The sequence below is a fragment of the Candidatus Laterigemmans baculatus genome (genome assembly GCF_010367455.1).
In the GTDB taxonomy this organism is placed as follows: Bacteria; Planctomycetota; Planctomycetia; order Pirellulales; family Pirellulaceae; genus Laterigemmans; species Laterigemmans baculatus.
This window is the reverse complement of sequence record NZ_WRPR01000028.1, coordinates 22,404-49,141: the sequence shown is the minus strand read 5'-3', so window position 1 is coordinate 49,141 and position 26,738 is coordinate 22,404. Positions and strand designations below refer to the sequence as shown.

Genomic DNA, 26,738 nt, shown 5'->3' with positions numbered 1-26,738 from the left:
CTGCCGAAGGTCTGCCCCGATGGCCAATCGCACCGACGCGAAAAAGCACACTGCGCTCCGCCGTAAGCAACGCTTGAGCCGCCGACAGTTGCTGCACCAACAGCTTGAACGCCGCGAGCTGTTGGCCGGTGACGCCGGACCTCGCTTGATCAGTGTGAACCCGAACGCGGAGGAGATTTTTGCTCCCCAGCAAACCAATCCTCTGAGCGTTCGTCCGACCGAGCTGACCTTCCGCTTCGGCGGCACCGAAGACCTTGATCCGTCGACGCTCGACGGGATCCGGATCACCCGGGCCGGCGGCAATGGACAACTCGGTGACGCCGACGACGTCGTGGTCGAGCCGGGCTACATCGGGTTCGGCGAGACCAATCGCGTCGTCGTGGCTCGATTCGCCGAAGCCCTCCCGGACGACCTGTTCCAGATCGACATCTTTGCCGAAGACGGTTCGGGGACCGTTGCGCTGCGAGATGTCGACGGCAACGCGTTCCAGCCGAGCGATCCGAACGCCACTCGCGAGAGCCTGTACTTCGACCTCGAACTCGGGGCACGCGTCGTCGGTGTCGTCCCCCAGCCCGTGGTCGTCGTCGGCGGCGTCCGCGAGCAGCTGAGCAAGGAAGTCCACGTCTACTTCGACGATCCCGATCTGTTCGAAGGCTCCAACGGTCCCGATCCGACGCTGACCGATCCGGCGTTCTACAAATTGATCCACACCGGCGATACGGTCGGGACCAGCGACGATCTGGAGTTCGTTCCCGACCAAGTCACCTACGACGCAGAGCTCAAGCGGGTCGAGTTGCACTTTGCAAGCGATCTGCACGCCCTGCCAGGCCTCCCGGCCACGCTGGGCTCGTTCCGGCTCCGCGTCGGCACCTCGGAACAGGTCGCCCCGCCGCTGGAGTCGGCCGGCCCGATGGGCGAGGCAGGAGAGACGGTCGACACGGCAAACGACCTGGGAACGTTCGGCAACCGCAGGATTCTGACCGTCAAGAACCAGAGCATCTTCGGCGGAAGTCTGCCGTTCGATTATCCGGGGGCGAATAACGAACCGGGGCACCGCCAGATTCAGGACGAAAGCCACCTCGGCTCCGGCAGTGGCACCGTCGCGACGCGGACATTTACGATCCGCAACGGTATCGAGTACGGCAACAACTCGGCTGGCCAGCCCCTCTACAGCGACATCAATCCCGACCAGCAGCAGCGGGTGCGGGAAATCTTTGACTACTACGGCGAGCTGCTCGGCATCGATTTCATCGAAGTCGATGGCGATAGTGCCAACCACGTTGTCGTCGTCGGCGACATGTTCCCGCTCGGCCAGACCCAAAGCGGCCCGGGGGGCATCGCCGGGATCGCACAGAATCCAGGCGTTCTGGCCATCATGGACGGAGCGGAAGCCTGGGACGATTCCCATGGAGGATCCTTCTTCCATGTGGCCATGCACGAGATCGGCCACCTGCTGGGCATCGGTCACTCCTACGATTTGCCCGAAGGGACGGTGATGGGGAGCCAGCCGCTGCTGGGTCCCAACCCCGAGTGGGTTTTCCCGGGCGACAACGACGTCGTTCACGGCCAGTACCTGTATCGGCCCGACAGCCGCGACGTCGACATGTACAGCTTCGTCGTCCCGGCCGGTGAGCGCGGCGAGGTGACGATTGAGACGCTGGCTGAGCGGCTTCCCAGCAGCAGCAACCTCGACACGCATCTGACGCTCTTCCGGCAGACCGCCGAGGGTCTGGAAAAAATCGCGACGAACGACGACGCCTTCGGCAACGATTCGCGGATGAGCGTCGATCTCGAGGAGGGCCAGTACTTCGTCGCAGTGACGGCTCAGGGCAACGAAGACTTCGATCCCAATAAATCCAACACCGGCTCCGGCGGAACCAGCCAAGGCTCGTACGAACTTCGCGTCGAGTTCCGCTCGGCGAACGCTTCGACGATCGTCGACACTCGCGGGACCGCGATCGATGGCGATGGCGACGGTGAAGCGGGTGGCGCGTTCAATTTCTGGTTCAAGGCCAATGATCCGGCGCTGACGCGATTCGTCGATCCGAGCGCGGCCGACGGCGGCGACGGCTCGCTCGCCAGCCCCTTCCGCACGATTCCGCAAGCGATCAACGGGATCTCCTCAGGCGAAATCATCCGCCTGCTCCCGAGCGCCGGACTCGATGGCGATTTTGACACACTCGCCGACAACCGGGCCTACGAGATCGGCCAGAACAGCCTCAACCAGGCTCTGGCCGACGGCTCGAACCTGGTCGTCCCGGCGGGCGTGACCGTGATGGTCGACGCGGGGGTGATCCTCAAGATGCGGCAAAGCCGGATCGCGGTCGGCAGCGGCGCCGGCGGAATCGACGCCAGCCTCGGCGCCTTCCAGGTGCTGGGGACTCCCCATTCGCCGGTCCAGTTCACCAGCTACAACGATGCCTCGATCGGGATCAACACCAACAGCCTCGACAACACGCCCGATCTGGGTGACTGGGGCGGAATCCAGTTCCGCAACGACATCGACCGCGGGCAGGGGCGTCGCGACCTGGAGCGGCAGGGGATCTTCCTGAACTACGTCGCTGGTGCCCATCTGCGGTACGGCGGCGGGCAGGTGCGGATCAACAACCAGTTTCAGACCATCGCTCCGATCGATGTCACGGCCGCACGGCCGACCCTGCTGCACAACACGATCACCGATTCGAACTCGGCAGCGATCTCGGCCGATCCGGCCAGCTTCGAAGAGACCACCTTTACCGAGCCGCGGTACCAGCGGTTCGAGCAGTTCGTTCCCGACTACACCCGGGTCGGTCCGCAGATCTACGGCAATACGCTGACCGACAACTCGATCAACGGGTTGTTCGTTCGCATCGACACCGACGCCTTTGGCACGCTCCGTCAGCTGGAAGTTCCGGGACGGTTTGCCAACACCGAAATCGTCCACGTCCTCGGCGAGAACCTGCTGATCCGCGGCAATCCCGGTGGGGCAATTCGCGACGCCAGTCTGCCCGGATTGGACCTCGTCTCAGTCACGCCGCAATTCGGTTCGGGCGCGCTCGCCCCCGGACAGTACCGGTATCGGGTCAGCTTCGTTGACGCGAGCGGAAACGAGACCGCTGCCTCGGCCGCAACAACCTCCGTCACGCTCGCTGCGGCTGGGCAGATTACCTTGAGTGGTCTGCCGGTCGCGACGGGTGACTTTGTGGCTCGCAGAATCTATCGCTCGCGGAACGGTTCCGCTTTCGAATTCATTGCCGATCTGAACCGCAGTCAGCAGACGCTGGTCGATCGTGGCTTCGTGGCCAACCCGGATCTGCAGCCGCTCAGCGGAACCGTTGCCCGCCCTCGACTCGACGCACGTTTAACGATCGATCCGGGAATCATCCTCAAGAGCAGCGGCGTTCGCATCCAGACGGGCTTCGGCGCCGATCTGATCGCCGAAGGGGTCGAGGGGCGTCCGGTCGTGATGACCTCGCGGTCGGACGATCGCTACGGTGCCGGCGGGACCTTCAACACGAACAACTCGAACAGCTCGAGCTCGGGACAGGCGGGCGACTGGGCGGGGATCTACGCTTCGCCGTTCAGCACCGTCAGCCTCGACTATGCGGTGGTCGCCTACGCCGGTGGTGATGCGGGAGTGGCCGGGACGAACGTCGGATTCAACGCGCTCGAACTGCGGCAGGCTCGGGGCCGCGTCGCCCACAGCCTCTTTGAATTCAACGCTTCCGGAGTCATCGCCGGCCAGGGAACGCGGCAGGGACTCGGCCCCAACGAGGCTGCCGTGATCCATGTGTCGGGCGCTCAGCCGGTGATCGTCGAGAACGTGTTCCGCCACAACAATGCGGCCAACACGGCGATGATCAGCATCGACGCCAATTCGTTGACGGCGACGCCGCTGGACGACTTCGGACGCCAGACGGGCTTCTCCGATCCGATCGATCATCCGCCGGGCAACCTCGGGCCGCTGGTCCGCGGCAACGCGATCGGCACCGCAGCGATCGGTGGGCTGCGAGTCCGCGGCGGGACGCTGACGACCGAGACGGTTTGGGACGACACCGACATCGTGCACGTCCTACGGGGCGCGATATTGGTCCCCGACTTCCACACCTACGGCGGGCTGCGGCTGCAGAGCCGTCCGGACGAGAGTCTGGTGGCCAAGTTCGGCCCGGGCGCCGCACTGACCGCCGACGGGCGACCGGTCGATATTGAAGACCGCATCGGCGGACGGATCCACGTGCTCGGAGCCCCTGGATTCCCGGTGGTGATGACCAGCCTTTCGGACGACTCGGTCGGTGCCGGGTTCGGCCCGCTCGGCCAGCCCTATACCGACACCAACGGCAACGGCCCCTCGGTCGGCGCCCCCGGCGGCTGGCAAGGAATTGAGCTCAACGAGTTCAGCCACGACCGGAACGTAGCCACGGTCAGCGAGCTGGAAGGCCGAATCGGTGGAGCCGGGGATTCGAACTCGATCCCCGGAACCTCACAGTTTGTCGCCGCGCTGGCCCCGCGTGAAAATTCCGGGGACGAGAACTTGCGACTCGGCGCCACCGTGCACGGTACGATTGCCGATCCGGGCGACACCGACGTCTACTCGTTCCGCGGGACCGCCGGGACGCTGGTCTGGATCGATCTGGACCGCACCGGATCGGGACTCGATTCGGTGCTGGAGTTGATCAACTCCAACGGTGACGTGCTGGCTCGCAGCGACAACTCGCACGCCGAAGACGCCGCCGGAGCGCTCGACTTCGTCAACTCCGCCGAGCTTCCCACTGGCCACGCGATGCCGATGCGGCTGAGCCCCTTCGCTCCGCTGAATTCCAATGGCACCTATCGCGACTTCCATTCGCTCAACCCGCTCGATGCGGCGATGCGCGTGGTGCTGCCGGGAGTCACCGGGCAAGAAGATGAGTATTTTGTCCGAGTCACCGGCGCCGACGGCACGACCGGTGTGTACCAGCTGCAATTGCGACTTCGCGAAGCGGATGAGTTCGCAGGCTCGACGGTCCAGTTCGCCAGCATCCACTACGCGGAGACCGGGATCGCCACCCGCGGGATGCCCGCCCATTCGCTGCTAACTGGCGAAGCCTCGGTGATTCCCTCCTCGCCGACGACCGCGATCAACCTCGGCAACATCTTCAACAGCGACCGCAGCGCGATCTCGGTAGCCGGGCAGATCAACAGCCAGAGCCAGTACAACGTCCTGCAGTTCTCGATCAATCGAGACTCGACGCAGAACATTGGTAATGCCTCGACCGGCTTGTATTCGACCGTCACGATCGACGTCGATTACGCCGACGGCTTCTCGCGTCCCGATACCACTGCCTGGCTCTACCGGCTCAACGGTAGCAACCGGGAACTGGTGATGATCGGCACCGATTCGAGCATCGGCAGCGACCGGGCGACGCCGCGGAGCGGAACCGACGTCGGTGACTTGTCTCGCGGCTCGGCCGGCTCACGCGATGCGTTCATCGGCACGGTCGATCTGTTGGCTGGCGATTACGAACTGGTGATCACCAACAACTCGGTCCTCGACAGCCAGATCTACGGCCAATACCACTCGGCCAATCCGAGCAATCCTGGCATCCGCCTGCAGCCGAACGATTCGGTCGTGCGGATCGCTGAGGACCGCAACTTCGATGGCACCACCGGTCCGCTGACGACCGCGGAAGCGGCCAAGCAGGTCGCCTTCCGGGGCCAGCAGAACTCGGTGCCGTTCGCCCTCGGCGACGTGACGCTGTTCATCACCGGCCAGGGAGACCTCGACACGCGGTCGCGGCTGAGCATGAACAACCCACAGCTCGGCTATCGCGAGGCGGTGATCGGCAACGACTTCACTCGCGTCGGTTCGATCGCGATGGATCCCCGCGGCCGCCTGGTCGGCTTCGTCGCGCCGCCGGATGATGTGACCGACGCGAACGCGCAAGGCTTCTTGCTGCTCGACGACGGCGTCACCTACGGCAGCTTCAGCACGATCGGCAGCCACGGGCTGGAGACGTTTGAGGCCTATACCAATACCGGGGGCACGGACGTTGTCGACAAGCCGATCGGGACCGGCACGACCCGCAACGGCGACGGGATGATCGTCAACGGGCTCGGTTTTCGGATCAACACTGGAGATCAGTCGCAGAACCGATTCTATGGCGTTGCTAGCCGAGGCAATAATACTGCGACGTTCCGACGTCCCGTGATCGATTTCTCCAACGGCAACGTTACCGGCATTCAAGCCGCTGCGGCCCCTGCCAAGAACATTCTGTATCGCTTCAATCCCGATACCGGAGCGGTGATCAATGCGAATTCGAACAACACCCCACGCTCCGGGAACCTGCGTGCTTTGGGAGCTGGAACCAACGGCGTCGAAGTCGGCTATCTGCAAACTCCGAATGGCGACATCACCGGGGATGTAACCGGGATGGCGTTCATCGGCACGACGATGTACGCGGTCACCGACGACGGCGAACTGTTCGAGCTGACGAGCGTTCCCGATACGAACATCAATCCCAATGGAACGAACCACCTGCTCTCGAGCGTCGCGGGTAACAAGATCACGACCGTTCTCGATGAGGACGGGGCCCCGATCAATTTCACGGGCCTGACGGTTGGCCCCAAATCGATCGAGGGCGGGAAGTACGCGAATATGCTGTTCGCGACGGACGACGAGGGCAATCTGTATGCCCTCGGCACGCAAGGCTCCGAGTACGGCGAGTTGCAGCCCATTTTCGCGGGTGGTAAGACGCAGATCGCGACGGGCGTCACCAGCCCGACCGACCTCGATTTCTCGAACCTCGACGTCAACCTCTGGGGTGTGACCGACGAGCGGCGGGGAGATGCCGGGCACGGTATCGTCCCGACGCCCACGCGGACCCGCCACATCACCACCGAAGGAGGCAACAGCCTGCACTTCGGATTCACCGACCGCCAAGGCGGCGACGTGCGGGCCCGCACCTGGACCGCGGGGGAAGACCCAGGCCCGCGTTCGGACGACTCCTACAACTTTGCTGGTGGAGCGAAGGGAACGATCGAGAGCGACGCGATCGATCTCTCGGAGTACTCGCTCGAAGACCAGCCGATGCTGTACTTCAACTACTTCCTCAACGCCGAGACTTCCAGCGCGCTGATCAATTCCGGTTCGCAGCAGATGCGGGATTCGCTCCGCGTCTATGCGGCCGCCGACAACGGCGATTGGCAGCTGGTGGCGACCAACAACCTGGCCGGTTTTGACTCGGACTTCAGCCGCGGTTCCGACCACAATCAGGCCGACGAATTCGACGAATTCGAAAGCAATTTTGTCGACGCCAACGGCAAGTACCAATTCGTCCAGAAGCTGTTCAACACGAGCGAATGGCGGCAGGCGCGGATCCCATTGGCTCCGTTTGCGGGGAGTTCCGACGTGCGGCTCCGCGTCGAGTTCAGCTCCGCTGGCGAGCCCGATCGCGACGTGGTCGAACTCCGAGGTTTGCCCGGCTACCAATTGGTCAACAGCCAGTTCTTCCAGGTCACCGGCGGGAACGGTACGCAGCAGGCATTTGAGTTCGATCATGGGCTGGTGCTGGATCTTCCCAGCGGTGCCGCACTCTCAGTGGGCGATTCGATCCGAGTCGATGGTCAGACTGTGACGTTTGTCAACGGTCCGGCTGGCCCCGGAGAGGTTCAGATCAGTGCGAGCCTTACGGCCGAGCAGGTCGCCGATCGTGTGCAGACAGCCCTGGAAGCCCTCGGCGTCGGCCCGATCGTTCGCTCCACCGACCAACCCTCCTGGCTCAACTTTCCCGCCGCTACAAGTGACTGGAACGTGACCGGCACGTTGGCGGTCTCGGGCGTGATTCTCGACACCCCCGGCACGGTGTTCGGCGCCGCACCGGTCACAGTTGATATCGGCATGACGGCGGCCGAGGTTCGCGATGCGATCCGCGTCGCACTCGCTGCGGAGCTGAACGAACCGGGGCAGGAAAGCAACGTCGATATCTATCCGGTCTACGGCGATTCGGTGCGGATCTTCGGCGGCAGCATCGACTATGCAGGCCCGCTCCCCTCGATCGGATCGCAGGACGGCGGCAACGCGTTGCCCGGCAGCCGGTCGGGTGTCTACCTGGCCTCGAACGAACAGAATTACAGCGGCAATGACCTCGACCGGCTGCGGGTCGCCGGAACGCGTGCCCAGAACAATTCGGGGCAGGGTGTCTTCCTCGACGACATCATCATTGGCTTCGCCGAGCGGGGCGAAATGGTCACTGGATTCAATCCGGGAGCAGCCAGCCGGACGGCCAACCCCCAATTCCAACCAATCGTTCCCGGCAGCGACCCGCTGCTGGAAGTCACCACCGGACGCTACCAGGTTGAGATCCGCAGCTCGGCTGAATACGCCGCCGGTCCTCCCGACAATCCTCGCAACGTGCCGTACCGCTCGTTCGACACGAACGACGTGATCGGCGAAGCGTTCGGGCTCGAGGTCACTCGTGACGGCAGCGTGATTCGCGACGGCGACTCGTTCACCCTCAGCGATGGGGTGGACATCGTCCGCTTCGAATTTGAAGACCTTGATATCGCCAACTGGCTCCCGAAGAAGGGTGTCAGCTCGGGTTCGATTTCCATCGGCTTCCGAGGTTCGATGAGCCGAGCGGAAGTGGCCGCAGCGATCCGCGAAGCAATCAACAGTCCGGCGGTCCGCAACCGGATCGACGTGATTGCCGCTTCGCCGAGCGGCGAGGCGAGCGATGCTCAAACCTCCAGTCGTCTCGTGCTGCATGGAGACATCGCCGTCGGACGTCGCGGTGAGACCAGTTTCGGACTGTTCTTCCTCCAGTCGATCCACTGGGGGACGACCGCCGGAACCGAGACCGGCGACCGCAATCGGGTTCGCGAGCAAGGTCAGGTGATCCTGGCCAACAACGTGATCTCCGACAGCTCGATCGTCGGAATCCATCTCGACGCCGGCCGCCGCAATCGCAGCAGCGGCGACATCGTCGGCCCGGGGGCGAGCACGCAACTGCCTCGCCCGGGCAGCCCGATCAACTTCCCGACGCCCAACGCTGACCGGCTCGCTCCGAGCGTCGTGGTCGTCAACAACGTGCTGGTCGGCAACGTCACCGGCGGGATCGAGATCTCGGGCGATCCGGTGATTGCCAGCCAGGGGAGCGGCCCGATTCCGTTCGCTCGGGTGATCAACAACACGATCGTCGGCAGCGGACGCAGCAACGACTTTGGGATTCGCGTCGAGACCAACGCCAATCCGACGCTGGTCAACAACGCCATCATCGATCAGACGACCGGCGTGCAAGTGACCAGCGGCAGCACGGTCGAGCTGAGCGGCACGCTCTACGCCGGCAACTCCACGAACTCCAACGTGGGACTCGGCAGCAACGCGATCACCGTCAGCAGCAGCAGCTCGCTGTTCGTCGATGCGGCAGGCCGTAACTTCATCCCCGCAGCAGGCTCGCCGCTGATCGACAGCTCGATCGAGTTCACCGCCGATCGGCTGAACTTGGCCAGCCTCCGCGAAGCGCTCGGTATTCGCCAGTCACCGATCCTGGCGCCCGAACGCGACATGACCGGCCAACTCCGCTCGAACGACACGGCGGTCGGCGGAGGCACCGGGTCGAACGTGTTCATCGACCGCGGAGCGATCGACCGCTCGGACCTGGTCGGACCGGTCGCCGAGCTGGTCCAGCCGCTCGACAACGCGCCCGATGGTAGCGACGCCGACGCGGGCAACAGCTTCGTCCGCTTGGTCGAAGGTCCGCAGAGCTACTTTGAGATCAAGCTGGTCGACCCGGTCGGCAACGGGCCCAACCCGGAGACGATCACGGCCGACGCGGTGATCGTGACCGAGAACGGACGCCGGCTGGTCGCGGGTGCCGACTACGAGTTTGGCTTCAACAGCTCGACGAACGCGATCCGCCTGACGCCGAAGTCGAACGTCTGGAAGCCCAACGCGGCTTACGAAATCACCCTCAACAACCGCGACCGCCAAGTGCTGACCGTCCCGACTGGGGATCGGATCAGCGATGGCGACCAAGTCGTGATCACCGATGTGGCGAGCCAAACCGCGACGCTCGAATTCGACACCGGTTTCGTGCTCACGGTACCTGCGGCCGGAGTGATCGACGGCGACCGTCTGATCTACACCTCGCAGAACCGGATCCGCCGGATCGAGTGGGTCGAGGAAGGAACCACGCGGACGCCGCTGGCCAACAGCAGCATCTTGGTCGACTTCTCCGCGAGCGATACGCCCGAAGTCCTCGCGAGCAAACTGGCCGAAGCACTCCGCGATCTGGAGCAAGGGCTGGAAGCGGCCCGAGCGATCGAAGGGGGCCGCGTCTACATCGGCGGCCGCGCCGGAGACACGCTCGAATTCGAAGGCTCGACGCCGCTGGTCGAAGGCACCCCGGGCGTTTCCGAAGGGGCCATCGCCGTGCCAATGATTCCCTCGGCGCTGCTCAACCAGGACGTCGTCGCCGGCCAGCTGGTCGCCGCGATCAGCCGGGCTCGGAGCGAGCTCAGCCCCGCGCTGCTCAGCAATGCGTTTACTCCGGGTGGCGGCAGCGTGTGGCTGGAGAACACGACCAGCGTCACCGGACTGCCCTCCGGCGGCGACTGGAGCGTGGTGCAGACGCAGCCGATCCGCGACTTGGCGGGCAACCTCCTGCAGCCGAACCGGGCCAGCGGCGAAACCCGCTTCACGATTCTGATGCCGGGCGTCGAACTCGACTTCGGTGACGCTCCGTTCGATTCGCTGCTCAGCCAGAACGGCGCCCAGCATGTGCTCGGCGACCTGGCCCTGCCGCGGCTCGGCTCGCTGGTCGATGTCGAAGGCAACGGAGCCCCGGGCAGCAGCGACGATCAGACTCCGCTGCCGTCGGTGGAGATCGTCGCCAGTGGCGCGGCCACGCTCGTCGAATACGTCGCCGGGGCGAATCCCTCGCAGGGCTCGCTGGTCTTCGGCGGTGTCGGCTTCGATCCGCTGAGCGATACCTTCGAAGCCACCGAAGGGGACACGATCACGATCACTGTCGGCTCGCGTTCGGTGACGTTCGAACTGACGACCGATGCAGGTGTCGGTGCGGGCAATGTCGGCGTGACCTTCGATCCGCTGACGGTCACTCGCGAGTCGCTCGCCGCCTCGCTGGCCGCCGCGATCAACGACCAGACTTGGCCGATCGCCGACGCCGTCGTCGACCCGGTCGATGGGCAAACCGTGCACTTCGATGTGGACGATGAAGACGGGGTCGGAGTCGGAGCGTTCCAAGCCGACGGACAGCCGGCGGTCGAAGGGCTGCTGGTCACTCAAGACGGCGAATTCCTGAGCTTCCTCAACCCGCTCGACGGATTCGCCGAAGCTTCGGTGTTCGTCACTGGCAGCGGTCTGCTCGACGCTTGGGTCGACTACAACCAGGACGGTGACTGGGACGACATTGGCGAACAGGTCCTCACCAACGCGCTGGTGCTCGACGGCGACAACCGCCTGCAGCTGCCCGTTCCGGCTAACGCGAAAGAAGGTCTCACCTGGGCTCGCTTCCGGCTCTCTCCGACCGGCAACCAGCTGCCCGGCGGGGTCTCGATCGGTGGTGAAGTCGAAGATTTCCAGGTCCGCGTCGTCTCGCTGACGCCGCCGACGCTCGAGGATGACGCCTACGACATCGATGAAGATAACGGGCTGACGGTCGACGCCGGCTCGGGCGTGCTGCTCGGCGCTGGCGCGGATACCTACGCCGGCCTCGACGACGTCCGCGCGGTGATCGACGACTCGCCGCTGTTTGGCACCGTCACCCTCAATGAGGATGGCAGCTTCAGCTACACGCCGAGCGACAACTTCTACGGCACCGACGTCTTCACCTATCGGATTTTGGCCACGCGGGAGCTCGTGCCGGGAGTCCCCGGACTGGGCGTCCTGCCGGTCCGCTCGGCCGATGTCGGCACCGTCACGATCACGGTCAATCCGGTCAACGATGTTCCAGCGGCCGAGGACAAGAACTTTGCGGCGCTCGAAGACAACGGCACCGGCTCGCCGATCCTGACGATCACCGCCGCGGATCTGTTGGCCGGAGCCGAGCCGGGCGATTTTGCCGGCTTCCCGCTCACGCCCGATGCTCCCTGGAACGAGCAAGCTCAGACGCTGCGGATCAGCGCGATTACGGTTGCCGGCACGACGCTCGCCGCAGCCGGACAGGCCGACGAGACGCTCACCGCCTCGACCGCCGAGGGGTCGCTCGTCACCGCTCGCTTCTCCGCCGGGGCGCTCGTCGACCTGACCTTCGAGCCGACCGACAACTACAACCGCCAGAACCCGCCGAGCCCCGCGGGCGACACGCTCGACTCCTTCACGTTTACCGTCACCGACGATGGACTGACGGTCTTCCCCGAAGGTCTGGGGCCGGACGACGGTTCCGGTGGTTTCCTCACCGAGACGACCGAACCAGAACAGTCGACGGTCCGCACCGCGTTTATCCGCGTCAACCCGGTCAACGATCCGCCCGAGGTCGCTGGACCGGCGACGATCGAAGTCCTCGAAGATGCGGGGGCTGTCACGGTCGCTTGGGCCGACTACATCCGCTCGGGCCCGCTCAACGCCTTCGATGAGTTGACGCAGGACGTTTCGCTGGAGATCACTGACGTCGCCGCCAACGTCGCGGGCTTGTTCGCCGTGGCCCCATCGATCGACAATTCGGGCACGATCACTTTCACCGCCGCCGACAACGCGGTGGGCTACGCCGTGCTGACGATTGTGGCCAGCGACGATGGTCCGGCCGACGCGTCGATCGGCGATGATCCGGTCGCCGACGCGATCCAGATCACGCTTTCGATCCGTCCGGTCAACGACGCTCCGGCACTGGCTCCCGATGTCGATCCGAGTGAACCGGCGACGTACTTCCTGCTCGAAGACAACGACAGCGCCGATCCCGATCAAGCGGGTCAGCCACTGTTCATTCCGGTGACTCGGGCCCTGCCGACCGATACCGCCGGCTTGCTCGACCAGTTCGTCGTCGGTCCCGACAATGAAGCCGACGCGACCGAGGGGGGCAGCCAAACGCTGCGGATCTCCGAAGTCGATTCGCTTGGCAACGCGGTGTTCCCGATCACGACGGCCGCTGGAGGAACGATCACGGCGGTCTATGACCAAGACGACCCGACTCGGATCATCGGTCTGGAATACCTCCCGCCGGCCGACTTCAACGGCGACGACTCGTTCACCTACTCGGTCGTCGACAACGGTCGGACGTGGGAGTTCGCCAATCCGGTTGCCGGCTCGGGTCCTGAATACGCCTTCGACGAAGGGGCGAGCGTTGACGATCCGCTGGTCAGCGAATTCCAGATGCGATTGCAAGTCGCGTCGGTCAACGATCCGCCGCAGTTCGATGCTCAAGGCGACGTCGAAGTCTACGAGGATCGGGGCGAGTTCGCTGCACCTCCAGTCGATCCGGCCGACGTCGGCCGGACCGTGATTCCGGGCTGGGCCTATAACATCCTTGCCGGTCCGCCGACGGCGACTGATGAAAACGATCCGCTCACCGGCCAAGCCGTCTCGTTCATCGTCACCTTCACCGGTGGAAGCGATCCAGCGGAATTGTTCGTCCCCGATGCCAACGGCGATTACGTCACCGTCGACGATGACGGAACGCTGCGGTTCCAAACTCTGCGGCACCGTATCGGCTCGGCGACTTTCGAGGTCGTCGCTGTCGACGATGGGCCGTTCAGCTCGCCGAACATCAATACCTCCGCGCCGCTCGAGTTCACGATCGACGTACTGCCGGTCAACGACGCTCCGGAGTTTGGCGGAGCCGATTTGGTGCGGTCGCTCGAGGACAGCGGGCCGGTCGACGTCCAGTGGACCGACACGCTCCGCCCGGGACCGGTCGAAGCGAACGATGAAGAGGGACAGGTCGTCACCTTCACCGTCACGCAGGTCGACACCAATAACCCCAGCCTGTTCGAAGTCGCTCCGGCGGTCGATTCGAGCGGACGACTGACCTACACCCCGGCGGCCCACCAGGTCGGTGCGGCGGTGTTCATGATCGTCGGCACCGACAACGGGCCGAACAATGATCCGGACGCAATCGGCGACAAGCCGGTCTCCGAGCCGGTCTACGTCACGATCGCCATCGACTCGGTCAACGACGCTCCGGAGTTCGATGGACCGGCGACGGTCGATGTGCTCGAGGACGCCGGCGACGTCGTGATCGACTGGGCGACCTACGTCCGGCCCGGTCCGGAAGTGGCGCTCGACGAGTTCGGCAACTTGCCCGACCTGGGTGGGCTGTTTGGCGACGCGGAGCTGGAGAACGTGACCTTCACGATCGCTCCGCTCGCAGGGCACGAAGCGGAAGCGGCCCGGATCTTCGAGGTCCAGCCGCAGCTGTCCTCGTTCCTGGCCGCCGACAACACCGGAGGCGAACTGACTTTCCGTCCGGCGCTGCATCAGAACGGTTCGGCGGTGTTCGTCATCACGGCGACCGACAACGGCTCGAGCTGGTCCTATGAGGATCCGGCGGGGCTTGAGGCCGATCCTCGTTCCACGACCTTCACGCTGACTTTGACCGTGGGTGCGGTCAACGATGCTCCGGAGTTCGATGGAGCGGACTTGGTGCGGTCGCTCGAGGACAGCGGACCGGTCGACATCCAGTGGACCGACTCGCTTCGCCCAGGTCCGGTCGAAGCGACCGATGAAGAGGGACAGGTCGTCACCTTCACCGTCACCCAAGTCGACACCAACAATCCCAACCTGTTCGAGGTCGCTCCGGCGGTCGATTCGAGCGGACGATTGACTTACACCCCGGCGGCCCACCAGGTCGGTGCGGCGGTGTTCATGATCGTCGGCACCGACAACGGGCCGAACAACGATCCCGACGCCATCGGCGACGACCCGATCTCCGAGCCGGTCTACGTCACGATCGCCATCGACTCGGTCAATGACGCTCCGGAGTTCGACGGACCGGCGACGGTCAACGTGCTCGAGGATGCCGGCGACGTCGCGATCGATTGGGCGACCTACGTCCGGCCCGGTCCGGAAGTCGCGCTCGACGAGTTCGGCAACCTGCCCGACCTGGGTGGTTTGTTTGGCGACGCGGAAGTGGAGAACGTGACCTTTACGATCGCTCCGCTCGCGGGACACGAAGCCGAAGCGGCCCGGATTTTCGAGGTCCAGCCGCAGCTGTCTTCGTTCCTGGCCGCCGATAACACCGGCGGTGAGCTGACTTTCCGTCCGGCGCTCCACCAAAACGGCTCGGTCACATTCATCATCACCGCGACCGACAACGGCACCACCTGGTCCGACGAGGATCCGGCGGGGCTTGAGGCCGATCCCCGCACGAAGACTTTCACGCTGACCCTCAACGTCGAAGCGGTCAACGACGCACCCGAGTTTGGCGGTCCTGCCGAACTGCAGGTCCAGGAGGACTCGGGCAGCCACACGATCGATTGGGCGGACTTCATCCGGTCGGGTCCGAGCGTCGCGGGCGATGAGCTCAATGGCGACAGCGATTCGCAGGCCCAGACCGTGACGTTCACGATCGCTCCGGATCCCGCCTCGAGTTTCCCGGGCGATCTGTTCGTCGGGGGAGCCGCGGGCGTCACGATCGACGACAACGGCATGATCTCCTTCACGCCGGCGGTCGATGCAGTCGGCAGCGGTGTGTTCGTCATCACCGCGACCGACAGCGGCGATCTGGATTCGACGCGGGGCGATGTGAACTTCACGCAGCAGACGCTGACGATCCACGTGCGTCCGAAGAACGATGCGCCGCGAGTCACCGTCGGCGAAGCGGCCGAGTACTCGCTGCTCGAAGATCACACGCTGCTGATTCCGCTCTATGCGTCCGGCCCCGGCGAGCCGGCCGGTCTGCTCGACCAGTTCTCGGTCGGCCCGGACAACGAAGCCGATCCCACCACGCCCGGCGGCAACCAGTCGCTCGCGGTGGTCGACTTCGCCCCGATGCGGACGCTGCACGGAACGGTCGAACCGGTCCACGACGCCAACGGACGTGTGATCGCGCTGCTGTATCGACCCGACGCCGACTTCAATAGCGGTGCCGACGGAAGCGACCTCGACACGTTCTTCTACACCGTCACCGACGACGGGGTGACCTTCAACTTCACCACCGGTTCGGAAGCCTCCGATCCGCTGACCAGCGAGTTCATGATCGATCTGCGGGTCGAGCCGGTGAACGATGCACCGAGCTTCACGCCCGGCGCTAGCTCGATCGTGCGGCTCGAGGATAGCGGTCGGGTGACGGTCCCCGGCTGGGCAACCAATATCGTCGCCGGTCCGGAAACGGCGATCGACGAAACCGACCCCCTCACCGGCCAAACGGTCACTTTCGACGTCGTCCCGGCAGCCGGCTACACGGCGGCCGACATGGCGGCGATGTTCTCGGTGGCTCCGGCGATCTCGAGCAATGGCACCTTGACCTACACGACGGCGGCCAATGCGGTCGGCACGATCGTGGTCCAAGTGACCGCGGACGACGGTGGCGCTGGCAGCGAAACCGGTCGCGGCGACGAGAGTTTCTCCGAGTCGGTCCTGCTGACGCTGACGCTAGCTCCGGTCAACGATCCGCCGATCGCAACCCCCTCGGTGCTCCATCTCTCGCTCGACGAGGATGGCACGATCGATCTGCCGATCCACACCCTCGAAGCAACCGGGCTGTACGACATCTTCCGTGTCGGACCGGCCAACGAGGCCGATGGAACCCCCGGTGGCAATCAGACGCTCAGCACCGACGAGTTCTTCTTCTCGCCGACCACGCCGCACGGAAGCCTCGTCGCTTACACCGTCGGCGGCGAGTTTGCTGGGCTGCGGTACACTCCCCACCCGAACTTCAACGGCACCGACTCGTTCGTGTTCGGAGTGGTCGACGACGGGCAGACGTTCAACCTGACGAGCGGTCAGATGGTGGACGACTCGCGCGGCTCGTACGCCACCGTTTCGCTGACGATCAACGCCGTCAACGACCGCCCCGAGTTCGGCGGTGCGGCCGACGTGACCGTCGCCGAGGACGCTTCGACCAATGGCACGGCCGGTTTGTCGGTGATCCCCAACTGGGCGACCAATGTGCTGGCCGGCCCGGTGACGGCGGCGGACGAAATCGAGGGACCGACCGCCCAGGACTTGACGTTCATCGTGACTCCGATCTCGGGCACCAATGCGAACGACCTGTTTGCCGAGCTGCCGACCGTCGATCCGGTGACCGGGGAACTTCGCTTCCGGACCGCCGCCAACGCGAACGGCCGCACCGTCTTCCAGGTCATCGCTCGAGACAACGGCCCGCAGGGTCACTTGGGCGGTGATCCGTCGCGTCCGGAGCACCAGTTCGAGTCGCTTTCGCGGACGTTCGCCCTCCAGGTTACGGGGGTCAACGATCCGCCGACGTTCACCGCCGGCGGTGACATCACGCTGCTCGAAGACAGTGGTCCCTACAACCGGCTGTGGGCGACCAACATCTCCCCCGGTCCGGCCGACGAGGTGGCCGAGGGCCAAGCGGTGATGTTCGACGTCAGCGTCGCGGCGGCCGACCGGGCCAAGTTCTCCAGCCTGCCGACGCTCTCCGACGACGGTCTGCTGCAATTCACCCCGGCTCCGAACGCTTCGGGAGATGTCGACATCCTGATCACCGCTCGCGACACCGGCGGTGCGGTGGCTCCTCAGCCGATCACGCTCTCGTTGACAATCACGCCGATCAACGATGCTCCGGTCGCGGTCGACGACAACTACACGACCAACGAGGATTCGGTCCTGACGATCTCGGCAGCCAGTCTGCTGAGCAACGATCAGGATGCGGACCCGCAAGACGTGCTCTCGGTGACGGGGTTGCCCAGCACCAGTCAACTCGGAGCGACGCTAACGCTTTCGGCCGACGGATCGACGATCACCTACAATCCGACCGGCTCCATGGCGATCCAGGCCCTGCGGGCTGGCCAGCTCCCGGTGACCGACGTCTTCACCTACCAGGCAGTCGACGAGGCGGGAGTCCCGAGCACGGTAGCGACGGTCACGATCACGCTCACCGGGGTCAACGACGCTCCGGTCGCTCGTCCCGACGCGCCGATCGTGCATCCCACCAATCCCACGACGTTCTATCCGCTGAGCAACGACACCGATGTCGACGGCACGATCAACCCGTCGTCGGTGGTGATCACCCTGCAGCCAGCCTTCGGAACGCTCGACGTCAGCTCCTCGGGGGCGTTCACCTACACCCCGTCGCCGACGTTCCAGGGCAGCGATCGGATCCGCTATGCGGTTCGCGATGACCAGGGAATGCTCAGCCAGCCGGTCGAAATCCAGATCGGGGTGAACCATCCGCCGACCGCCGGCAACGATTCGGTCCTCGTCTACCGCAACGAATCGCGGACCTTCGACGTGCTCGCCAACGACAGCGATAGCGACGGCACGATCGATCCGGCGACGGTGGAGATCCTCAGCGGGCCGACCCACGGACAGACGATCGTCCACGTCGACGGAAGGATTACCTACGTCCCGGCGACCGACTACGTGGGGAGCGATTCGTTCACCTACCAGGTGCTCGACGACGACGGAGCTCCAAGCAACGTCGCGACCGTCAGCGTCCGGGTACTGGCGAGCGTTCAGCAGAACCCCGACAACCCGCTCGACGTTAACGACTCGGGTGAAGTCTCTCCGATCGACGCACTGGTGATCATCAACTACCTGAATCGCAATGATTCGGGAGCGATCGATCCCACCCAGCCCACGCCGCCGTACTACGATGTCGACGGCAACGGAGTGATCTCGCCGCTCGATGCCCTGCAGGTGATCAACGCTCTGAACCGCGCCAATATCTCGGGTGGTGAAGGGGAGGGGGGTGCAGCGACGCCGTTCGCCGGCCACAGCAGCAATGCAGCCGCCGAGCCCATCGTGCGGATCGATGCCCCAGAAACCGTTCCGGCCCCGAGCAGCTCGCTGGAGCTTGACTGGGACTTCAGCCAGGTCGGCGAGCTGGACGACGATCGCCTGGACACCCTGCTCGACGAACTCGCCCGGCAGCGAGACGCGTCGAGCGAGAAGGGGACCGCCGACCTCGACGCCGTCTGGTCGAGCTTCGGCGGCGGAGAGGCGTAACGGAGGAGGGTGGTGTTGTTCCGCCGTGCCAGGGACGCATGAATGATGTCATCAGCCGCCACGCGCTAGCGTCCGGTTTCCGTGAATGGGAACCGTGGGCTAGCGCCCGGCGGCTGATGGTGGCGCGGCTAAGCGAAGAGTGGCTGCTTTTAGCCGGCCCAGCCGTAGACTTCGGCGAGGGCCTCGCGGACGAGGCTGTCGACTTGGCGAAGCCGCAGCGGTTTGCTCATCACGCGGTAGGCCCGCATCCGTTCGGCCTCAGCCCGAAGCGACTCGTCCATCGCTCCGCTCATCAGGATGAAGGGCAGCTCGGGGCACTCGATCCGCAACTGCTCGAGCATCTGCAATCCGCTCAAGCGGGGCATTTGGTAATCGACCAATGCCAGATGGAATTTGCCGCGACGGGCCACGTCGAGCCCCCGCTCTCCATCCTCGGCCAGCGTGACTTCGAAACCCCGCCGTGCAAAAGCTTCACCGAGCGACTCGCGGAAGGCGAGATCGTCGTCGGTGATCAGCAGGCGAGGACAGGCTAACATCCCGGTCTCATCCGTTCACGAAAAGCGGGGCGTTCCCAAAAAGCGGGGCGTTCCCAAAAAGCAGGGCGTTCCCGAAAGGAAGGCGTATCTCTGTCATTATGACATGAAAAACCGCCAATTGCCCTCTAAATGCAACCGGAATGCCATCGAGCGTGGGGACATCCGCCGCGACTAGGCGAAATTCGCTGCTGGCCCCCCGGATGCCGCTTTGCCATCAACCCCAAGCCGTTTAAACTCAACCTCCAGCGTAGGGCTTTCCATTTCATTCCGGCATTTTACCGGGCCGCGGGCAGCTGCCTGGCCACTGCGGCGCGAAGGATCTTCCATCTGTGTCCGAACCCACCGCTCCTTCGTTCTTTCTCCGTCATGAGTTCGCAATTCGCCGACTGCACTCGCTGACCGGGATCGTCCCGCTCGGCGTCTACATGGTGGTCCACCTGGTCACCAACGCCAGTCTGTTGAACGGCGTCCCCACCTTCCAGCGAGCGGTTTACCAAATCCACTCGTTCGGCGTCGTGCTGCCGCTTATCGAGTGGACGTTCATTTTCTTGCCGCTGTTGTTTCACGGGTTGATCGGGGTGTGGATCGTCCGCACGGCGAAGATCAACAGCAACCATTACCAGTACGCGGCCAACAAGCGGTACACCTGGCAGCGCTGGACCGGGATGATCGCCCTGGTGTTTTTGCTGGTCCACGTGTTTCACATGCACGGCTGGTTCCACACCAAGATCTGGCTCGACTACGTCGCGACGCCGTTCGGCGGGCACCGCTTCCGAGCCTATAGCGCCGCCTCGACGCTGGCCGAAGCGATGGACGGCTTTCTCTGGCCGACGTTCTACTTCATCGGCGTGATGGCCTGCGTGTTCCACTTGGCCAACGGCTTGTGGACCGCCGGGATCACCTGGGGGCTGTGGCTCACGCCGGAAGCGCAGCGGCGGGCGCTGAAAGTCTGCAGCGTGTTTGGAGTGCTCCTGGCTCTGGTCGGTGCCGGCGCCTGGTGGGCTGCGATCTCGACCGACGCGGCCAAAGCGGTCGAGCTTGAAGACCAGATGTTCGACGAAGCGGTCAAGGGACTGCTCGTCCCGGACGACCCGGCCAAACGTCGCGCCCCGCCGCTCGTCGCCCCCGAATCAGCCGAACCATCGGCAGGGCTGCAAGCCGCCAGCGAGCCTGACGCGGCGCTTCCCCCCGCCGCGGCGATTCCCCCCGCAGGAGCACTGCCGGTCGCGGCCGAGTAGTGGCCATTGCATTCCTTTACCGGGCGCCGCCCCGCTGTTCGGGCGGCGTCTCGCGTCAGCGACCACGCTTCGTGTGTCCCCCCCCCTTCCAGCTGAAATTCAATTCGTTACGGAGTAAGTGAACTATGGCCGATCATCGCGTAGTCGTCATCGGAGGCGGTCTAGCCGGCCTCGCGGCGACGATGAAGCTGACGGAGCTCGGCGTCAGCGTCGATCTGGTCAGCCTGACCCCGGTCAAGCGGTCGCACAGCGTGTGCGCGCAAGGGGGCATCAACTCCTGCAACGACGCCACGCGGCAGTTGGGCGACAACGAGTGGAAGCACTTTGACGACACGGTCTACGGCGGAGACTTCCTGAACCACCAGCCGCCGGTCAAGGAGATGGCCTACTGGGCTCCCAAGGTGATCGACCTGATGGATCGCCTCGGGGTTCCCTTCAACCGCACCGGCGAAGGCTTCATCGACCGCCGCCGGTTTGGTGGCACGCTCTACAAACGGACCGCCTTTGCCGGAGCGACCACCGGGCAGCAGCTGCTCTACGCGCTCGACGAGCAGGTCCGCTGGCAGGAGAGCGAAGGCCGCGTGCGGAAGTTCGAGTTCTGGGACTTTTTGGGTCCGATCCTGGACGACTCGGGGCGGTGCCGCGGGGCGATCGCCCAGGACATGGTCTCGATGGAGATCCGGGCCTTTCCGGCCGACGCGGTGATCGTCGCCACCGGCGGCTGTGGATTGATCTACGGCCGGAGCACGATGAGCGTCTTCTGCAACGGCAGCGCCGCCAGCCGCTGCGTGCAAGCCGGAGCCAAGTACGGCAACGGCGAGTTCATCCAGGTCCACCCCACGGCGATCCCCGGGGCGGACAAGCTGCGGCTGATGAGCGAGTCGGCCCGCGGCGAAGGGGGCCGCGTGTGGGTTCCGCGGACTCCTCAGGACACCCGCGACCCGCGAGAAATCCCCGCCTCCGACCGCTATTACTTCCTCGAAGAACGCTACCCGGCGTACGGCAACCTCGTCCCCCGCGACATCGCAACTCGCGAGATCTTCAACATCTGCGTCACCGAAGGGCTCAGCGTCGAACCCGACCGGATGTGCGTCTACCTCGACTTGACCCACATCCCGAAAACCGAACTCGACCGCAAGCTGGGCGGGATCCTGGAGATCTACGAAAAGTTCCAAGGGGTCGACCCCCGCGTCGAACCGATGAAGATCTTCCCGGCGGTGCACTACAGCATGGGCGGGCTGTGGGCCGATTACGTCAAATCGTCCGATGGCGGACTCGAGCCGGGTGCGCCGCGGAACCACATGACCAACATCGACGGTCTGTACGCGATCGGCGAGTGCGATTACCACTACCACGGGGGCAATCGGCTCGGTGCAAACTCGTTGCTGAGCTGCATTTTCAGCGGTCTATTTATCGGCCCCTCGGTGATCGCCTATGCCGCCAGCCAGAAGGGCTCGCATGCCGATGTCCCAGCCGGGTTGCTCGAATCGGCGATTGGAGCCCAACGAGCACGGCACGACGCGCTCCTCAAGGGGCAGGGCAGCGTCAAGGGAAAGAGCGGCAGCGACGAAAATCCCTACCTGATCCACCAGGAACTGGGCGACGTGATGACCCGCGTGGCCACGGTCGTCCGCCACAACAAGCAGCTCGAAGAGGGCTACGCCAAAGTCGACGATCTGCACCAGCGTGCCCTGCGGGTCTCGCTCTCCGACAGTGGCTCCTGGACGAATCAGAACGTGATTTTCGCCAAAGCCGTTCAGGACATGTTCCCACTGGCCAAGATGATCCTCAAAGGCGCACTGCTCCGCGACGAGTGCCGCGGTGCCCACTTCAAACCCGACTTCGCCAAACCGAGCTTGACCTCCGATGAACCGGCCGAGCGGCGGCGGCAAGCCGAACAGTGGTGCGACGAGTTCGAGGAGAACAACCGCAAGTACCTGAAGAGCACGATCGCCACCTGGGACGGCAACGACCCGACGATCACCTACGAAGACGTCGACACCTCGCTGATCCCGCCACGGCCACGACTGTACGGCTTGGTCGGGGCCGAGGAGATCGAAGAGGTGTGGGCGGAACGCTCGAAGAAAAAATCGGCGTCGCTCGAAGCGGCCAAGTGAGAGCAGAGCCCAGAAGAACCGGTCGCTCCACACCATCCTCCCGCTTGCGGGAGGGTGAGGGTCAAGGCCGACCTTTAACTTGAATTTCCGGGAAGTCTCCCCCTCACGATAAACCTTAAAACTATGATTGCCCCCGAACCGACCTCCACCAAGCGTCCCACGCACATCAACGTCCGCGTCAAGCGGCAGGATCGTCCGGGGGAAGCGCCGTACTGGGAGCTGCACCGGATCGCTTACGAGCGAGAAATGAACGTGATCAGCGTTCTGCAGCGGATCGCCGCGCAAGCGACCACGGTCGACGGCAAACGGGTCACCCCGGTCGCCTGGGACTGCGGCTGCCTCGAAGAGGTCTGCGGCTCCTGCACGATGGTCATCAACGGCCGCGTCCGCCAGAGCTGCAGCGCCTTGGTCGATCGGCTGCTCGAAGAGGAAGCCGACGAGATCGTGCTCGAGCCGATGTCGAAGTTCCCGGTGATCCGCGATCTGCTGGTCGACCGCTCGCGGATGTTCCGCGACCTGCAGCGGATCAAGGGCTGGGTGCCGGTCGACAATTACTACGACATGGGCGCCGGTCCCCGCCAAAGCCGCGACAACCAGGAACGCAACTACCCGCTCAGCAAATGCATGACCTGCGGCTGCTGCCTCGAGGCCTGCCCGCAGTACCAACGGGTGGAACTCGAGCGGCTCGAAGGCGAGTCGGACGAGGCGTTCGAGCAGCGGAAGATTGCGGCCTACGATGAAGCCTTCATGGGAGCCCACGCGATCAGCCAGGCGGTGCGGTTCAACGACCATCCGATCGGCGAAAGCATCGCCGACGAGCGGCTCGAAGCGCTGGCCGGCCCGGGAGGCGTCACCACCTGCGGCAACGCCCAGAACTGCGTGGCGGTTTGCCCCAAAGAGATCCCGCTGACGACCTCGATCGCCCGCGCCGGTCGCTCGACCACCGTCTACACGATCAAGAAGTTCTTCGATCGCTGAGCGCTGAATCAGCCGCCACGCGCTAGCGTCCGGTTTCCGCGCCGTTCTCCAGAACCGGACGCTAGCGCGTGGCGGCTGATGGACATATCGGGACCGGCGGCCAATCAACGGACGGGAGCCACCGCCGGCCGCTTGGACTGGCCGTTGACAAGCGGCTGCGAAGCGGGAATGATGGAGCTAATGAGATTGTGTCTCAACGGCGCTATCAGGCCGATTCAGGGGGCCGGTGCAGCGCCGACCGCAGAGCGCGCTGGCGGCACGAGCGGCCGAGGGAAAACTTGCATGACGACGTTGGATCAACTGCCTCCCGGCAAATCGGGACGGATTCTCAGTATCGATGGGGCTGACGGCATCGCCTCGCGGCTCCGCGAGATGGGGTTCATCCCCGGGGCGGACGTCCGGGCCATGTCTCCGGCACCTTTTGGCGATCCGCTGGCGTGCTTGATCCACGGGTGCCGAATCGCGCTGCGGAGCGGCGAAGCGAGACGCATCAGCATTCAGGCCGAGGGTTAGCGTGGCCACTGTGGCTGCTCAAGCCGTCCCCACCGCCGCCCCTCCCGCCCTCCGCCGCGTCGCTCTGGTCGGCAATCCCAACACGGGTAAGAGCACGGTCTTCAACGCCCTCGCGGGAATGAATGCCCGGACCGGCAACTACCCGGGCGTTACGATCGAGAAGAAGCTGGGGCGGTTCCGCGCGGGTGAGCAGCTCATCGAGCTCGTCGACCTGCCGGGAACCTACAGCCTCGCTCCTCGGTCCCCCGACGAACTCGTCGCCGTCGATGTTCTGACTGGCGACGCCGCGGTCAGCGAACCGGTCGACGCGATCCTCTGCGTCGTCAATGCCACGCTCCTGCAGCGGAACTTGTTTCTGCTCAGCCAAGTCCTCGAGCTGGGCAAGCCGGTGGTGGTCGCGGTCAATATGGTCGACGCCGCCGAAGCGCGCGGGCAACGGATCGACGCAGAGCGGCTGAGCCAGTCGCTGGGGGTGCCGGTCGTGTTGACTTCCGCCTCGCGGCGGGTCGGCATCGATCAGCTCCGAGCGACGATGGTCGCAGCGGCTAACGCGACCGAGGGCCCGGCTCCGGCTTGCCCGCTGCCGCCCGCTTTCTACCAGGCTCGCGACGGGCTTAAAGCCTCTCTCGCCGGGCGTTCCGCGGCTGGCGAGTCGCTCCCGGATGACTACGTTTTCGAGCGAGCGCTGCTGGACCAGGGAGGGGAGGCGGAGCGTCGGCTGCTCCGCCGCTTCGGCCCCGAGACGGCGGATGCGATCGATGCGGCTCGCCGCCAGTTGACCGAGGCCGAAGGGCTTCCCGCCGACGTCGAATGCAACGCAAGGTACGCTTGGGCTCGCGAAAAGCTGCAAGGGATAATCAGCCAATCGAGCACGACGGGTACCTCTTGGACCGACCGGCTCGACGCTCTGCTGACCCACCGCGTCTTTGGTCTGGTGATCTTCTTCGCGCTGATGTTCACGGTCTTTCAAGCGATCTACACCTTCGCCCAGTGGCCGATGGAGATTTTTGAGACGACCCAAGGCTGGGTCGCTGACGCGGTCACCGGCGCTCTGGAACCGGGGATGCTGCGGAGCCTGGTCGTCGATGGCGTCATCGCTGGGGTCGGCGGCGTGCTGATTTTTCTCCCCCAGATTGCGCTGCTGTTTTTGTTCATCGCGATTCTCGAAGACTGCGGCTACATGTCCCGGGCTGCTTTTCTGGTCGACCGGGTGATGAGCGCCTTTGGGCTCAGCGGCAAAGCCTTTCTGCCGTTGATGAGCTCATTTGCCTGTGCGATTCCCGGAGTGATGGCGACGCGGGTGATTGAAAACCGTCGCGACCGGCTGACGACGATGATGGTGGCGCCGCTGATGAGCTGTTCGGCACGGCTCCCGGTGTACCTGTTGCTGATCGCGGCCTTCATCCCCGCCCAAGCCTACCTCGGCGGACTCGTCACGCTGCAGGGGCTGGTCCTGATGGGGATGTACCTGCTCGGCGTCGTGGTCGCGATTCCGGTCGCCTTCCTGCTGAAGAAAACGGTCCTCCGCGGCGAGCCGGCCCCGTTCGTGCTCGAATTGCCCGAATACAAATGGCCCTCGATTCCGGTGCTGGTCGAACGGGTGTACCAGTCGTGCAAAGCGTTTGTGCTGCGAGCCGGAACGCTGATCTTCGCCGCTTCGGTGCTGATCTGGGCCGCCGGTTTTTTGCCCGGCGATCATTCCCAGCAGTTCGCTCTGCAGGCTCAGATCGAGCAGCTCGAAACCGACCTGGCGGCCGCGACCCCTGAGAGACCAGCTGCCGAAGAAGCCGCAACTGCCGAAAGGCCCGCGGCTCCCGAAGGATTGGCGGTTTCCGAACTGGTGGCGGAACTCGAAGCGGCTCAGGCGGCTCATAACCGAGAGAGCAGCCGCTTGCTGGAGACCAGCTTCCTTGGCCGCACCGGTCACTTCATCGAGCCGGTGGTCCGTCCGCTCGGCTGGGACTGGAAGATCGGCGTGGGAGCCTTGGCCAGCTTTCCGGCCCGCGAAGTCATCATCGCCACCCTGGGAACCGTCTACAGCCTGGGGGGCGAAGTCGACGAGGAGGACGAGGGTCTCGTCAGCGCCCTTCGCTCCGCCCGCTGGCCCGACGGAAGCCCGGTCTACACCGTGCCGGTCGCCCTCTCGATCATGGTCTTCTTCGCGCTTTGTGCTCAATGCGTCAGCACGCTGCTGGTGATCCGCCGCGAGACCAATTCCTGGCGGTGGCCGATCTTCTCGTTCACCTACATGACCGTGCTCGCCTATGTCGCAGCATTGGTCGTTTACCAAGTCGGTAGCCGCATCGGCTGAGTC

7 protein-coding genes are annotated in these 26,738 nt (G+C 64.6%); 6 read left to right on the top strand and 1 reads right to left on the bottom strand.

Annotated features, from left to right (window positions below; genetic code table 11):
- Positions 1-19: 19 nt before the first annotated feature.
- Positions 20-19,042, top strand: a complete 19,023-nt coding sequence (locus GNK13_RS06160; protein WP_164101630.1) for a tandem-95 repeat protein — start codon at positions 20-22, stop codon at positions 19,040-19,042.
- A 149-nt stretch (positions 19,043-19,191) separates the two neighbouring features.
- On the opposite strand, the gene GNK13_RS06155 is transcribed toward GNK13_RS06160, so the two are convergent.
- Positions 19,192-19,578 (bottom strand): response regulator, encoded by a 387-nt coding sequence (locus GNK13_RS06155; RefSeq protein ID WP_164101629.1) that lies wholly within the window; start codon positions 19,576-19,578, stop codon positions 19,192-19,194.
- A gap of 329 nt (positions 19,579-19,907) precedes the next feature.
- Between GNK13_RS06155 and GNK13_RS06150 the strand changes: the two genes are divergently transcribed.
- The 5 genes from GNK13_RS06150 to feoB all read left to right on the top strand — a co-directional run bounded on the left by GNK13_RS06150 (position 19,908) and on the right by feoB (position 26,735).
- Positions 19,908-20,816, top strand: coding sequence for a succinate dehydrogenase cytochrome b558 subunit (locus GNK13_RS06150; RefSeq protein WP_203328949.1), 909 nt, complete (start codon positions 19,908-19,910; stop codon positions 20,814-20,816).
- Between the two features lie 125 nt (positions 20,817-20,941).
- Positions 20,942-22,933 carry a succinate dehydrogenase flavoprotein subunit gene (gene sdhA / locus GNK13_RS06145; RefSeq protein ID WP_164101628.1) on the top strand — a complete coding sequence of 664 codons (1,992 nt, stop codon included), beginning with the start codon at positions 20,942-20,944 and terminating at the stop codon, positions 22,931-22,933.
- A 123-nt stretch (positions 22,934-23,056) separates the two neighbouring features.
- Complete coding sequence (gene sdhB, locus GNK13_RS06140) at positions 23,057-23,911, top strand: succinate dehydrogenase iron-sulfur subunit (protein WP_164101627.1); 855 nt, start codon at positions 23,057-23,059, stop codon at positions 23,909-23,911.
- A 282-nt stretch (positions 23,912-24,193) separates the two neighbouring features.
- Positions 24,194-24,424 carry a FeoA family protein gene (locus GNK13_RS06135; RefSeq protein WP_164101626.1) on the top strand — a complete coding sequence of 77 codons (231 nt, stop codon included), beginning with the start codon at positions 24,194-24,196 and terminating at the stop codon, positions 24,422-24,424.
- Position 24,425: 1 nt separating this feature from the next.
- The gene (gene feoB, locus GNK13_RS06130; RefSeq protein WP_235934820.1) at positions 24,426-26,735 is read left to right on the top strand and encodes a ferrous iron transport protein B; all 2,310 of its coding nucleotides are present in this window, start codon (positions 24,426-24,428) and stop codon (positions 26,733-26,735) included.
- Positions 26,736-26,738 lie beyond the last annotated feature (3 nt).

Coding starts and splice junctions, on each gene's coding strand:
- GNK13_RS06160 (WP_164101630.1), top strand. CDS start 20: ATGGCCAATCGCACCGACGCGAAAAAGCACACTGCGCTCCGCCGTAAG.
- GNK13_RS06155 (WP_164101629.1), bottom strand. CDS start 19,578: ATGTTAGCCTGTCCTCGCCTGCTGATCACCGACGACGATCTCGCCTTC.
- sdhA (WP_164101628.1), top strand. CDS start 20,942: ATGGCCGATCATCGCGTAGTCGTCATCGGAGGCGGTCTAGCCGGCCTC.
- sdhB (WP_164101627.1), top strand. CDS start 23,057: ATGATTGCCCCCGAACCGACCTCCACCAAGCGTCCCACGCACATCAAC.
- GNK13_RS06135 (WP_164101626.1), top strand. CDS start 24,194: ATGACGACGTTGGATCAACTGCCTCCCGGCAAATCGGGACGGATTCTC.